Origin of the sequence: Variovorax sp. GrIS 2.14 (assembly GCF_046115955.1) — a bacterium.
Classification (GTDB): Bacteria; Pseudomonadota; Gammaproteobacteria; order Burkholderiales; family Burkholderiaceae_C; genus Variovorax.
Window position 1 is genome coordinate 264,331 of record NZ_JBJXIA010000001.1, and the last position, 12,410, is coordinate 276,740.

The window sequence follows — 12,410 nt, forward strand, 5'->3', positions numbered from 1 at the left end:
CTTATCCGAGCCTTCAGGAGTCTTCATGAAACGTCGCAACCTTATTCAAATGGGCGTCGCTGTGGCACGACGGCAAGCCCTTCACCGACGACGACGTGGTGTTCTCGGCCGACGTGTTTTTGCGCAAGACCCATGCGCGGCTGCGGGCCAACCTGGCATCGGTCGAAAGCATCAGGGCGATCGATCCACGCCGCGCTTCATTGTCGGGAATGGCGGCGATCAATTTCAGCGTGTAGGCATGCATCACGACAACGTGGTCCGTAATCTCCGACACCTCGCCGAAGTCGTGTGTGATGAAAAGCACTGCCACATCGCGGTGCTGCAACGCGGCGTGGTGGTCGAGTACGGCGAAACGCATAAGGTGCTGCGCGAGCCGCAGCACGACTACACCCGCAAGCCGATCGATGCGGTGGTCAGTGCAATGGAGGCGATCTGATGACCTGCGTCGCGTTGTTGAGCGAAGTGCTCGACATGGAATACCTCGCTACGGCGTTTCGCGAAGTCAGCCCCGGCATCGACGTGCGGCAGGGTGCCGACCTCGGTGCGCTCGACGAGATCGACATCGCGGTCTGCTGGTTTCCGCCGCACGGACAGCTGGCGCAACTACCCAGGCTGCGGCTCGCGCAGTCGCTTGCCGCTGGCGTCGACCACATGCTGGCCGACGCGCAACTGCCGCGCGACGTGCCGCTGTGCCGCATCGTCGATTCGGGCATGGCCGCGGGTATGAATGCGTACGTCAGTTGGGCCGTCGTGCAGCAGCATCGCGGCATGCGCGCGTACGTCGCCAGTTCGGCAAATGGGCTTTGGCAGGAGCAGCCGGTGGTGTCACCGCGCAAGCACCGCGTCGGCATCGCGGGCATGGGCACGCTCGGCATGGCCTGCGCCGGGGCGCTCGCGACCATCGGCTACGCCGTGCGCGGCTGGAGTCGCAGTGCCAAGGCCGACTTGCCCGAGGGCGTGACCGGCTACCACGGCGCCGGTGGGCTCGACGCGTTCCTCTCGGGCTGCGACACGCTGGTCTGCCTGCTGCCGCTGACCCCGGAGACGCATGGCTTTCTCAACGCAGACCTGTTCTCGAAGTTGCCGCACGGCGCACACTTGATCAATGTCGGGCGCGGTGATCACCTGGTCGAAGCCGACCTGTTGCAAGCCTTGGAGCGGGGACAGCTCTCTGCGGCGACGCTCGATGCGTTCTCGCAGGAACCGTTGCCCGCGTCGCACCCGTTCTGGAAAGACCCGCGCATTCTCGTCACGCCGCACATCGCGACACGCACCGACCGCCTGGTCATCGCGCAACAGACGCTGGCCAATCTGGCGGCGCTTGAACAAGGGATTCGTCCCGTCAATCAGGTCGATATCGACCGCGGCTACTGAGCACACACCATGAATGCATTCACATTGAACACCGCAACGCATGCTGAAAACGCAGCGCACGACATCGCCTCGGTGCTGCACCCGTTTACCAATCTGGCGACGCATCCGCAGGTCGGGCCTTTCATGATCGCGCGCGGCGATGGCGTGTATGTCGAGGACGACCAGGGTCACCGTTATCTCGAAGCCATGTCGGCGCTGTGGTGCGCCTCGCTCGGCTTCAGCAACGAGCGCCTGGCCAAGGCCGGCAGCGACGCGCTGCGCACCTTGCCGTACTACCACACGTTCAACGGCCGCTCGAATGCGGCCGCCATCGCGCTCGCCGAAAAGCTGCTTGCCATGGCCCCCGTACCGATGTCGAAAGTGTTCTTCGCCAACTCCGGTTCGGAGGCCAATGACACTGCCGTCAAGCTGGTCTGGTACTACCACAATGCCATCGGAAAGCCGGCAAAGAAAAAGATCATCGCGCGCAAGAACGCGTACCACGGCGTCACGGTTGCGGCCGCTAGCCTGAGCGGCTTGATTTCCAACCATCGCGACTTCGACCTGCCGATCGATCGCATCCTGCACGTCGATTGCCCGCACCACTGGCGCTATGCCGAAGCCGGAGAAAGCGAAGAAGACTTCGCGACACGGCTGGCCGATTCGCTCGAAAAACGCATCCTCGAAGAAGGCCCTGAAACGGTCGGCGCCTTCATTGCCGAACCGGTGATGGGCGCGGGCGGCGTCATCGTGCCGCCGGCGACGTACTTCGAGAAAATCCAGAAGGTACTGGCGAAGTACGACGTGCTGCTGATCGCCGACGAAGTGATCTGCGGGTTTTGCCGCACCGGTGAAATGTTCGGCTCGACCACCTACGGCATGAAGCCGGACATACTCACTTCGGCCAAAGCGCTGTCCTCGGGCTACGTACCGATCTCGGCAGTGCTGGTCAATGACAGGGTGCATGCCGCGGTGGCGGCCAACAGCGGAAAGATCGGCACCTTCGGCCACGGGTTCACTTACTCGGGACATCCGGTCGCGTGCGCCATCGCACTCGAAACGCTGAAGGTCTACGAAGACGAAAAGATCCTCGCGCACGTGCAGTCGCTGGTGCCGCAGTTCCAGCAAGGCTTGCAGCGTTTTGCAGCACGGCCTTTCGTCGGCGAAGTGCGAGGCGTGGGGTTCATCGGCGCCATCGAGCTGGTGCCCGATCCGGCAAAGCGCACGGCATTCGATCCCGCGAAGAAGGCGGGCGCCCGCCTGGCCCAGCTGGCGCTGGAGCAAGGACTCATCGTGCGCGCGCTGGCCGACGCGGTGGCGTTCTGCCCGCCGCTCATCATGACGCCGGTGCAGGTCGACGAGATGTTCGAGCGCTTCGATCGCGCGATGACACGCTTCGAAGCCGAGCAGGCATGAAGGCCTTCTTCACCGAAGACCAGCTGCTGCACGATCCGCAGCAGTTCATGCGGCTCGGCCGCATCATGAAGCCGACCGATCTGCCGAGTCGTGCGCATGCCTTGCGCGATGCCTTGCAGGCGCGCGGCGTCACTGTCGAAGAGCCAGCCGACTACGGCCGAGCGCCGCTCGAAGGCGTGCACAGCGTCGACTATCTGGACTACCTGGAAAGCGCCTACGGCCTGTGGCGCGCGTTGAAGATGCCGGGCGTGGAGCCGGGCATCGAGGTGCTGCCGAATCTGTCGCCGTTCTACAGCGGCGTACCCGGCGTGGCGCGGCCGCCGTGCCCGTCGCCGTCGATCGTGGCGCGCACCGGTTATTACATCAGCGACCTGTCGTGCCCCATCGGCCCTGACACCTGGCGCTCGATCCTGCGCTCGGCGCACACCGCCGTCGCCGCCGCAGATTCGGTACTCACCACCGGCGATGCGGCCTACGCGCTGTGTCGGCCCTCGGGACATCACGCGCATCGCGACCGCGCCGGTGGCTTCTGCTATGTCAACAACAGCGCGGCCGCAGCGCACCGGTTGTGGGAGCGCCATGGCCGGGTCGCAGTGCTCGATGTCGATGCGCACCACGGCGACGGTACGCAGAACATCTTCTATGCACGCAACGACGTGCTGACCGTGTCGACCCACGCCGACCCGGCTGGCTACTACCCGTTCTATACCGGCTATGCGCACGAGCGCGGTGCCGGCGCGGGCGAAGGCTTCAACCTGAACCTGCCGCTGCCCCACGGCACTGGCAACGACGTGTTTATGCAAGCGGTGAGCGAAGGCGTGAAAGCGGTGAGTGACTTCGCGCCCGAAGCGCTGGTGCTCGCGCTCGGCTTCGACAGCTACAAGGACGATCCGATCAGCGTGCTCAGGCTCGACCTCGAAGGCTATCGCCTGATCGGCGAGAAAGTCGGCGCGCTGCGTCTGCCGACAGTGATCGTGCAGGAAGGCGGCTACCTGGTCGAAGCCATCGGGCCGGCGCTCGAGATGTTCCTCCGCGGTTTCGAGTCGGCGCGATGACGGCTTCGGTGCTGCCTTCTCGAGGTCGTGCCCCAGCAACGGGCGGCAGCAGGGCCGCGGGCATCGGCCTGTTCCTCTGCGCGCTGGTCGCGTTCGCCTCCTACGACGCGTTCTGCAAGTTCATGCTGCAGTTCTATTCGGCGCCGTTCGTCAACGTCATGCGCTATGTGTCCGTGTCGAGCATCGCGCTGGTGATGCTGCTGCGCCACGGCGACCTGCGACTGTGGCGCGCGCCACGCAAAGGCTTGTTGCTGTTGCGCGGCGCCATGCTCGCAACGGTCGCGACCTGCTTCATGACGGCGCTGATCTGGATGCCGCTGGCCGAGGCGACCGCCATCTATTTCACCGCGCCCCTGCTGATGGTCGCGCTGTCGCCCTGGCTGCTCGGCGAGCAGGTGCACCGCGCCAAGTGGATCGCAGTCATCGTCGGCTTCGGCGGCATGCTGCTCATCGTGCGGCCGGGCGGCAACTTGCCGGTGCTCGGCACCGTGCTGATGGCAGTGTCTGCCGTTTGCTACGCCATCTTCCAGTTGCTGACGCGGCGGCTTGCGGGCCTGGTGCCGAGCCCGGTGCAATACGCCTACACCGCGCTGGTCTGCTTCGTGGTGACGCTGATCCCCGCCCCGTTCTTCCTGCCGGCACAGTGGCCACCGCTTGGCGACGTGCTGTTGCTGCTGGCCGGCGGTGCCTGCAGCGGCGCGGCGCAATGGCTGCTGCTCGCTGCGTTCGAGCGCGTCGAAGCCTCGACACTCGCTCCGCTCAACTACTTCCAGCTGCTGCTGGCGGTGGCGTTCAGCACCTTCTGGTTTCACCGCCCGCCGGACGGTCTGGCCTCCGTGGGCATCGCGCTGATCATGGCGGCGGGCATCTACATCGCGCGCACGCGGGCCGTCGCGGTCGCTCCTGCGGCGTAGCCAAGACGAAGCACCTGGAACAAAAGACAAGACATGGCCCTCTCCACCTCCCCCGACACCGCGTTCTTCGAGTCGGTTGAAGCCACCGACCTGGTCGGCCTGGTCGAAGCGCAACTGACGCGTGCCATCGTCGAAGGAAAGCTTGCGCCGGGCAGCCGCATCGTCGAAGCCGAGATAGCGCGCCGCATGGGGGTGAGCCGCGCGCCGGTGCGCGAGGCGGCGCGCCGGCTCGAACGGCAAGGCGTGCTGGTCGCGCGACCACGCCACGGCTTCGCGGTGCGCAGCATCAGCGCGCAGGAAATCGACAACCTTTACGAAGTGCGGCTGAGCCTGGAACTCACCGCGATCGAGCTGGCCTGCCGCAAGGCCGACGATGCCGGGCTGGCCCGCGTCAAGGCGTTGGTCGACGCGATGGTGCGGCACGCGCCGAGGCAGCCGCAGCACGAGCGCATCGCCAGCGACTTCGAGCTGCACACGCTCATCTGCGAGCTGTCCGGCAATGCGCACCTGCACCGCATCTTCCTGAACACGCAGACCGAGATGCGCATGGTGATGGCGCTGATCGATGCGGTCTACGACGATCCGGCCACCATCGCGGCCACGCACAACCCCATCGTCGATGCGCTGCTGCGTCGCGATGCCGATGCCGCCAAGGCCGCGATGCGCGTTCACCTCAAAGACGCGTGGACGCACGTGCGCGCGCTGTTCGTGCGAAAGCACGGCGACGTTCCGGCGCCCGCCACCGCCTGACAACGAAAGAGGCTCCGATGAAAGTCGTCTACACCGACACGCACAAGGATCACGATCCGCGGGTGTTCTCGGAGGCCAACGTCGACCTGTTGGTCGAGACGCTGGACGACGTGTTGAAGACGTTGTAAACACAAACCCACGTTAAGAGACAACCCCATGTCCAACACCGACTCATCCGAAATCTGGCGCCTCTCCGCGTCGCGCGTCGCCACGCTCGTGCGGCAACGCAAGCTCTCTGCGCTCGAAGCCGCGCAGTCGGCACTGGCCCGGCTCGATGCCGTCAATCCCAAGCTCAACGCGGTGGTAGACCATCGGCCCGACGAAGTGCTGGCCCAGGCGCGCGCCGTCGATGCCGCCCTGGCGCGTGGTGAAGATCCCGGTCCGCTCGCGGGCGTGCCGGTCACCGTCAAGATCAACATCGACCAGCAAGGCTTCGCGACCAGCAACGGCGTGAACCTTCAGAAAGAGTGGATCGCCGCCAGTAACAGCCCGGTCGTCGACAACCTGCTGAAGGCCGGCGCCGTCATCGTCGGGCGCACCAACGCGCCGGCGTTCAGCTACCGCTGGTTTACCGACAACCGCTTGCACGGGCGTACCGTCAACCCGCGCGACGCAGCGTTGACGCCGGGTGGGTCGTCCGGCGGCGCTGCATCTTCGATCGCGGCCGGCATCGGTCACATCGCCCACGGCACCGACATCGCAGGCTCGATCCGCTACCCGGCGTACGCGTGCGGCATCCACGGCTTGCGGCCGTCGCTCGGTCGCGTCGCGGCCTACAACGCGGTGACGCCGGAGCGGGTCATCAGCGGACAGATCACGGCGGTGTCGGGGCCGCTGGCACGGACTGTCGACGACCTGCGGCTCGCGCTCGCCGCCATGTCGGCGCCTGACCCGCGAGATCCGTGGTGGGTGCCCGCACCGCTTGTCGGGCCGGCCGCTCCGCGTTGCGTCGCGTTGTGCGTAGCGCCCGACGGCATGACGACGCAGCCCGAGGTGGTGGCCGCGTTGCGCGATGCAGCCGAGCGTTTGCGCGACGCCGGCTGGACCGTGGACGAGGTCGATGCGCTGCCGCCGATCCGCGATGCGGTGCAGGTGCAGATCGCCTTGTGGATGGGGGATGGCTACGCGGGCATGGTCGCTGCGGCGGAGCGCGAAGGCGATGCGGGCGCCATCGCTGCGCTCGCTGGGCAAGCGACCCTCGCGCAATCGATGACGCTCGAGAAGTTCTCCACCGCGCTGGTGCGGCGGGCCGCCGTCACGCGGCAGTGGCAAGTATTCCTGGAGCGCTATCCGGTCGTGCTGCTGCCTGCCTGTGCAGAGTTGCCGTTCACCGACGATCTGGATTTGCAGGGGCAGGACGCATATGCCCGCGTGTGGGAAGCCCAGATGACCATGATCGGCCTGCCGCTGACCGGACTTCCGTCGCTGGTGGTGTCGACCGGCATGGTCGGGCGTACGCCGGTCGGCGTGCAACTCGTGTCTGGACGCTATCGCGAAGACCTGTGCCTGGCGGCTGGCGAAGCGATCGAGGCACGCGGTGTGCCACCGATGCCGATCGACCCGCAATGAGCTAAGCCGAGCCGAGTTCGCCGAGCAACGTTCGGCCCGACCCGGCAGCTACTTCAATTCGATCTCGATGAATACGAACTCATGCTCGTTCGGGTTGACCACGTTGTGCTCGACGCCGGTGAGCCGCGTGTACGAAACGCCGGCCGTCAGCGGGCTGCGTAATTCTCCTTGCGGCGTTTCGAGCAGCAGCGACGCGGTGGTCATCGGCACCACCACGTAGTCCATGCCGTGGCGGTGCCAACCGGTTTCAGCGCCGGGTGCGAAGCGCCATTCGGTGACCTTGACGCGGTCGTTCTCGAGTTGAACCGTGGGGACCGCCTGGGGTCGTGAAGAGGTTGAAGTCATGTCGTCGATCGGTTGCAAGCTTCATGCCTCCCAGGCGAAGCTCACCCGTTACGCGGTGACGGGCGAAGCCGCGACCAGATGCTCTGTCAGGAACCAGACCTGCAACTCATTGGTACGCAGCACGTTCGACACGAACACGTCGTTGCTGCCGTCGTCGCCCGCATCGTCGACCTTCTTGGCCGCGTCACGTGCGCCGATGATGATCATCTCGTGCGCTTCGGCCAGACGGCGAATCTGCACTGCAGCCGGCTCGCGACCGCGTGGTGGACGCGCAATCTTCGTGCTCTCGGCGACGTCGGCGGCCATGGCCAGCGCAATGCCGCCGAGCAGCTGGATGCGCTCGGCCAGGATGTCGACCAGCAGCACCTGTGCTTCGAAATGCTGGTCGTACATCAGGTGCAGCTGGTTGAAGGTCGGGCCGACAACTTGCCAGTGATGTTTCTTGTACATGTCACGCAAGGTGATGGTGTCCGCCAGGCACTGGTTCAGCAGCGCAACACTTTCCTTGCAAACCTTTTCGCTCAAGCCGTTAGGCAGCTTGACGATCTCTCCATACTTTTGCGTCTCGTGCGATTGCTGATGCAGATTGGGTTGCACGGCGGTAGCGCGCGCGGTAACGGGTGCGGGAGGCAGGGATTTGGAAGTTGGACTTTTGCTGGCCATGAAAATCTCCGAAGGGCGGTTTGGAACGACTTCAGTTTTTAGACGGCCGCCTCGATGGCTGGCGTAGGCGGGCGGGCCGACCACGCGCACGATGAAACGCAAGCCTCGCGTCGTCAGCGCTTCACGCATGCCACGGCCACCGCTGCCACCGTGTTGTGGCCGCCCTTCAGGACGTTTGCTGATCTTGCAGTTGCAGTTGCGGTTGCGGTTGCGGTTGCGGTTGCGGTTGCGGTTGATGGTGCTGCGTTCCGTCGCCCAGGTCGACCTGCTCGACAGTGACCACCATCTCACCCATCTCGAGCGGCCCGTAGTTGGAGATGAAAGCCACGTCGGCCGCATCGCGTCCGTAGGCCACCACGATGCGGCCGCCGCGTGGTGCGTCCTGCGTCGCGTCGAAGGTGTACCAGCGACCGCCGACGAAGGCCTCGAACCAGGCGTGCATGTCCATGGGATGGAGGCGGTAAAGATAGCCGACTACCAGCCGTGCAGGGATGCGCAGGCTGCGCGTCAGGCCGATGCCGACATGCGAGAAATCCCGGCACACGCCCGCGCCGTCGTTCAGCGTGTCGAGCGCATCCGTGGCGCCGTTGCTCACGCCGTAGCGATACTGGAGGTTGGTGTGAATCCAAGAGCGAATCGCCTCGACCTGCGCATAGCCGGGCTCGGCGTTACCGACGATCTGGCGTGCACGATCTTCCATCTTGTCGGACGGGCAATAGCGGCTTTGCAGCAGGTACTGCAGCGCGTCGAAGGGAAGGTCCTCAATGGGCGTGACCATCGCGTCGGGCGCCACCGCGATGTGGTCCTCGGCCTCCATCACCATCTCGACTTCGATGCGCATGTCGCCCTGCGGTATCTTCATGCGCTGGCAGAGGTTTCCGTAGTTGTCGACGTACTCGGTGGTCGGCACCCACGGGTGCAGGTCGTAGCGCTCGCTGACCATCCATTGCGCATCACCGCTGCGGGGCCGCAGCATGGCGACCACCGGGCAGTCGCCTTCGGTGGCAGTCACGGTCATCTTGCAGATGGCTTGGAGCCTCATCGGTCGCTTTCATTGGACGCTGGGATTGGGGAGGCGATGACTATCGTCGGGCTGCGCCCGCGCCTGCGTAGTAGGCGGTCAACCGGCGCCGTAGGCTTCCGGCGCGCGCCAGCCGAGCAGCTCGGCCAAGCGATGCACGATCCAGCCGGCCTCTGGCGCCGACACACCCGATTCAGGCGTGGCCAGCCCCGCCTGAATGCGTCGCAGGATGTCGGCCTCGTCGGGGACTTCGGTGTGGTGCTGGATCTGCGCATGCCCGACGAGATGGTTCGCCAGGTCCTCGCAGATGTCGTAGCGCTGCCTCAATACGCCGATCGGCTCGCGCAGGCGCCGCCTCGCGTCGGTGTAAATCCCGAAGAAGGAGGCAGGAATATCGATCTGGTAGTCGTCTGACATCAGGGGGTTATAGCCTCGTTCTGGCGCCGTACTCGGGCGTTCCGTGAACTAGGTCCTATCGCGGCGAGCCGGTCAGGAATACAAATACAACCTTCCTTATCGAAATGTAAAAAGAACATGGTCGACGCCAACGGCATTGCACTCGTCGTGAATGAGCCCGCCCCCGGACGGTTCTATTGGGTCCTGCAAAAGCAGGACATCGACGACGGCTCGGCCGTCGACACCGCCTCGGCGCCGCTGCCCAGCTATGGCCTGGCCATGATGGCCGGCATGTTCGCCCTGCAGCGCCGGCGTGGCTTCTTCAGCCGCCGCCCGGCCCGAGAGTCCTACGAATCGCGAACCGACTTCGGGCCGACGACGATCCAATGACGAAACGCGCCCGTGGGCGCGTTTCGAAGGGTTTGCAGCAAGACTGCAAAAGGTCGGTTTAGCCGCCCTTTTTGGCCCGCTTGCCCGGGTTCTTTTTGCTGCGCGTGGCCTTGCCGCGCTCGAGGCTGACCTTTTGGCCGCCACCGGTTTTAGGCAAGGTCGAGCCGGCCACCGGGGTCGGCTTGGGAGTGGCGACGCGGTCGGCTTCGGTGCGAATGATCTTGGGCATGAAAAGCTCAGGTAAAAAGTGTTCGAGGCGTGATTAGGCCACACTGGGGGAATGCACCCTGTGACCGGGTGGGCTCAGCCTTCCAGCAGCCGCACCCTGACGCTCTTGCCCTTGACGCGGCCACCCGACAGCTTCTGCGCCGCCTCGTGAGCGATGCCGCGCTCGACCGCGACGTAAGTCGAGAATTCGTTGACGTTGATCTTGCCGATCTGCTCCTTGGCATAGCCGCAGTCTCCCGTCAGCGCGCCGAGCACGTCGCCGGCGCGGATCTTCTCCTTGCGGCCGCCGACGATCTGCAGCGTGGCCATGGGCGGCCGCAGCGCTGCACCGACGCCGGGAGTGAGTTCCGACAGCGGATGCCATTCGGACTCGCGTCCCTGCAGTTGCTCGATCTTTCCGACGCTGCCCATCTCGCTCATGCTGGCGAGATTGAGCGCCAAGCCCTCGGCGCCGGCGCGGCCAGTGCGGCCGACGCGATGGATATGGATCTCCGAATCGGGCGTCACGTCGACGTTGATCACCGCTTCGAGCTGCGCGATGTCGAGGCCGCGCGCGGCCACATCGGTCGCGACCAGTATCGAGGCGCTGCGGTTCGAAAACTGCACCAGCACCTGGTCGCGCTCGCGTTGCTCCAACTCGCCGAACAGGGCCAGCGCACTGAAGCCTTGCGCCTGCAGCACCTGAACCAGATCGCGGCATTGCTGCTTGGTGTTGCAGAAAGCGAGCGTGCTTTGCGGCCGGAAATGGTCGAGCAGCAAGCTCACCGCATGCAGCCGGTCGCTGTCCTTGACTTCGTACCAGCGCTGGCGGATTTGCGTGCCTTCATGCTGTGCCTGCACCGTGATCTGCAGCGGCGCCTTCATGAACTGGGCGCTGAGCTTGGCGATGCCTTCAGGGTAGGTCGCTGAAAAGAGCAGCGTCTGGCGCTCTTTCGGGCATTGCCGCACGACCTTGGCGATGTCTTCGAAAAAGCCCATGTCGAGCATGCGATCGGCCTCGTCGAGCACCAGCGTGTTCAGCGCGTCGAGACTCAGGTTGCCACGGTCCAGATGGTCCATGATCCGGCCCGGCGTGCCGACCACGATGTGCGCGCCGTGCTCCAGACTGGCGATCTGCCCGCGCAATGCAACACCGCCGCAAAGCGTGACCACCTTGATGTTCTCTTCGGCGCGCGCCAACCGGCGGATTTCGGTCGTGACCTGGTCTGCGAGTTCGCGCGTCGGGCACAGCACCATCGCCTGGATGGCGAAGCGTCGCGGATTGAGATTGGCGAGGAGTGCGAGGGCAAAGGCGGCTGTCTTGCCGCTGCCGGTCTTGGCCTGAGCGATCAGGTCTTTGCCGAGGAGCGCCGGAGGCAGGCTGGCCGCCTGGATCGGCGTCATTTCCGTGTAGCCGAGCTGGTCGAGATTCGCCAGCATCTGCGGCGTAAGCGGCAGGGTGGCGAACCCGGTGGACGGATTCGTCACTTGGGTCACGGTGGTTAGCGGCGCTGCGCGCCGTTGTTGACGGGCGGTGGACCGCGACGTTCCAGGTGGCGGAACGTGATCCGGCCCTTGGTCAGATCGTACGGCGACAGCTCGAGCGACACCTTGTCGCCCGCCAGAATGCGGATGTGGTGCTTGCGCATCTTGCCGCCGCTGTAGGCGATCAATTGATGACCGTTGTCCAGCGTTACGCGATAGCGCGAGTCGGGCAGCACTTCGGTCACTGCGCCGTTCATTTCGATGAGTTCTTCTTTGGCCATTGATTTACCTCAAAAAACGGTGTCTGTTGGAGATGGAAAACGGTTGTCCGGCGATGGTCGGGCTCAGCTTGCGAAGTGACCCGGCGCAGGCTGATGAATTGGCCGTGCCGGATGTCGCTCGCTGACCCAGCCGAGGCCCTGGTCGACGGCATAGCGAACGGCGGCGGCATGGCTGGCAAATCGTGGCGTGAAGCGCATGACGCGGTCATGCATACCGCTTCCGCGGCCCGAACGAATAGAAACCGACGCGGCGAAACGCCCGTCGTCTTGAGAGTGAATCAGCGGTGAAACGAGGTACTTGCCCACTGCAATATTATGTTGAACGATGTCCATGAAGCCTTGACGACACGCAACATCGCGTGCGCCGAAAAAATTGAAAAACGAGGCGTAGGCCGGCCGGAAATGACGCGGCGGACGCGCAATTCGCTTCAACAAGAACGAAGGCAGTGGTGGCAATCATGGGCGCCGGGTCTGGCGCTCCAACACACTGTAGAGCCGGCTTGAGATGAGGGCCTTGGCGAGTCCGGAGATCAATTCCATGAACTCCGGGAACGCGCGGGGCCAG

The 12,410-nt window shown here is 64.8% G+C and carries 17 protein-coding genes; 8 read left to right on the forward strand and 9 right to left on the reverse strand.

Annotated features, from left to right (window positions below; all coding sequences use genetic code 11):
• Nucleotides 1-13: 13 nt before the first annotated feature.
• Nucleotides 14-223 (reverse strand): hypothetical protein, encoded by a 210-nt coding sequence (locus RCH10_RS01270; RefSeq protein WP_409050939.1) that lies wholly within the window; start codon nucleotides 221-223, stop codon nucleotides 14-16.
• Nucleotides 224-238: 15 nt separating this feature from the next.
• Between RCH10_RS01270 and RCH10_RS01275 the strand changes: the two genes are divergently transcribed.
• The 7 genes from RCH10_RS01275 (at nucleotide 239) to RCH10_RS01305 (ending at nucleotide 7,057) form a co-directional block, all read left to right on the forward strand.
• Nucleotides 239-436 carry a hypothetical protein gene (locus RCH10_RS01275; RefSeq protein WP_409050940.1) on the forward strand — a complete coding sequence of 66 codons (198 nt, stop codon included), beginning with the start codon at nucleotides 239-241 and terminating at the stop codon, nucleotides 434-436.
• On the forward strand, nucleotides 436-1,374 hold the full coding sequence (locus tag RCH10_RS01280; RefSeq protein ID WP_409050941.1) for a 2-hydroxyacid dehydrogenase: 939 nt from the start codon (nucleotides 436-438) through the stop codon (nucleotides 1,372-1,374). The genes RCH10_RS01275 and RCH10_RS01280 overlap by 1 nt, the downstream gene beginning before the upstream one ends.
• A 9-nt stretch (nucleotides 1,375-1,383) precedes the next feature.
• Nucleotides 1,384-2,769 carry an aspartate aminotransferase family protein gene (locus RCH10_RS01285; RefSeq protein ID WP_409050942.1) on the forward strand — a complete coding sequence of 462 codons (1,386 nt, stop codon included), beginning with the start codon at nucleotides 1,384-1,386 and terminating at the stop codon, nucleotides 2,767-2,769.
• The gene (locus tag RCH10_RS01290) at nucleotides 2,766-3,824 is read left to right on the forward strand and encodes a histone deacetylase family protein (RefSeq protein ID WP_409050943.1); all 1,059 of its coding nucleotides are present in this window, start codon (nucleotides 2,766-2,768) and stop codon (nucleotides 3,822-3,824) included. The genes RCH10_RS01285 and RCH10_RS01290 overlap by 4 nt, the downstream gene beginning before the upstream one ends.
• Nucleotides 3,821-4,738: a DMT family transporter gene (locus tag RCH10_RS01295; RefSeq protein WP_409050944.1), complete on the forward strand. Its 918-nt coding sequence runs from the start codon at nucleotides 3,821-3,823 to the stop codon at nucleotides 4,736-4,738. Before RCH10_RS01290 ends, RCH10_RS01295 begins: the two co-directional genes overlap by 4 nt.
• 33 nt (nucleotides 4,739-4,771) lie before the next feature.
• The gene (locus RCH10_RS01300; protein ID WP_409050945.1) at nucleotides 4,772-5,488 is read left to right on the forward strand and encodes a GntR family transcriptional regulator; all 717 of its coding nucleotides are present in this window, start codon (nucleotides 4,772-4,774) and stop codon (nucleotides 5,486-5,488) included.
• A 156-nt stretch (nucleotides 5,489-5,644) separates the two neighbouring features.
• Nucleotides 5,645-7,057, forward strand: coding sequence for an amidase family protein (locus RCH10_RS01305; protein ID WP_409050946.1), 1,413 nt, complete (start codon nucleotides 5,645-5,647; stop codon nucleotides 7,055-7,057).
• Between the two features lie 48 nt (nucleotides 7,058-7,105).
• On the opposite strand, the gene RCH10_RS01310 is transcribed toward RCH10_RS01305, so the two are convergent.
• The 4 genes from RCH10_RS01310 to RCH10_RS01325 all read right to left on the reverse strand — a co-directional run bounded on the left by RCH10_RS01310 (nucleotide 7,106) and on the right by RCH10_RS01325 (nucleotide 9,503).
• Nucleotides 7,106-7,402: a cupin domain-containing protein gene (locus RCH10_RS01310; RefSeq protein ID WP_187053665.1), complete on the reverse strand. Its 297-nt coding sequence runs from the start codon at nucleotides 7,400-7,402 to the stop codon at nucleotides 7,106-7,108.
• A 48-nt stretch (nucleotides 7,403-7,450) separates the two neighbouring features.
• The gene (locus RCH10_RS01315; RefSeq protein ID WP_323498311.1) at nucleotides 7,451-8,065 is read right to left on the reverse strand and encodes a DNA starvation/stationary phase protection protein; all 615 of its coding nucleotides are present in this window, start codon (nucleotides 8,063-8,065) and stop codon (nucleotides 7,451-7,453) included.
• 166 nt (nucleotides 8,066-8,231) lie between these two features.
• A complete protein-coding gene (locus RCH10_RS01320; RefSeq protein WP_409050947.1) occupies nucleotides 8,232-9,107 on the reverse strand; it encodes a transglutaminase-like domain-containing protein in 876 nt (291 codons plus the stop codon).
• A gap of 78 nt (nucleotides 9,108-9,185) precedes the next feature.
• Nucleotides 9,186-9,503 carry a hypothetical protein gene (locus tag RCH10_RS01325; protein ID WP_409050948.1) on the reverse strand — a complete coding sequence of 106 codons (318 nt, stop codon included), beginning with the start codon at nucleotides 9,501-9,503 and terminating at the stop codon, nucleotides 9,186-9,188.
• Nucleotides 9,504-9,620: 117 nt separating this feature from the next.
• Between RCH10_RS01325 and RCH10_RS01330 the strand changes: the two genes are divergently transcribed.
• Nucleotides 9,621-9,872: a hypothetical protein gene (locus RCH10_RS01330; protein WP_187053661.1), complete on the forward strand. Its 252-nt coding sequence runs from the start codon at nucleotides 9,621-9,623 to the stop codon at nucleotides 9,870-9,872.
• A 58-nt stretch (nucleotides 9,873-9,930) separates the two neighbouring features.
• On the opposite strand, the gene RCH10_RS01335 is transcribed toward RCH10_RS01330, so the two are convergent.
• The 4 genes from RCH10_RS01335 to RCH10_RS01350 form a co-directional block, all read right to left on the reverse strand.
• Nucleotides 9,931-10,101: a hypothetical protein gene (locus tag RCH10_RS01335; protein ID WP_187053660.1), complete on the reverse strand. Its 171-nt coding sequence runs from the start codon at nucleotides 10,099-10,101 to the stop codon at nucleotides 9,931-9,933.
• Nucleotides 10,102-10,175: 74 nt separating this feature from the next.
• Entirely contained in the window at nucleotides 10,176-11,576 is a 1,401-nt protein-coding gene (gene dbpA / locus RCH10_RS01340; RefSeq protein WP_409050949.1) for an ATP-dependent RNA helicase DbpA, read from the reverse strand.
• A 5-nt stretch (nucleotides 11,577-11,581) separates the two neighbouring features.
• The gene (infA, locus tag RCH10_RS01345) at nucleotides 11,582-11,845 is read right to left on the reverse strand and encodes a translation initiation factor IF-1 (RefSeq protein WP_187053658.1); all 264 of its coding nucleotides are present in this window, start codon (nucleotides 11,843-11,845) and stop codon (nucleotides 11,582-11,584) included.
• Between the two features lie 63 nt (nucleotides 11,846-11,908).
• A complete protein-coding gene (locus RCH10_RS01350) occupies nucleotides 11,909-12,178 on the reverse strand; it encodes a hypothetical protein (RefSeq protein ID WP_187054809.1) in 270 nt (89 codons plus the stop codon).
• Nucleotides 12,179-12,410: the final 232 nt, after the last annotated feature.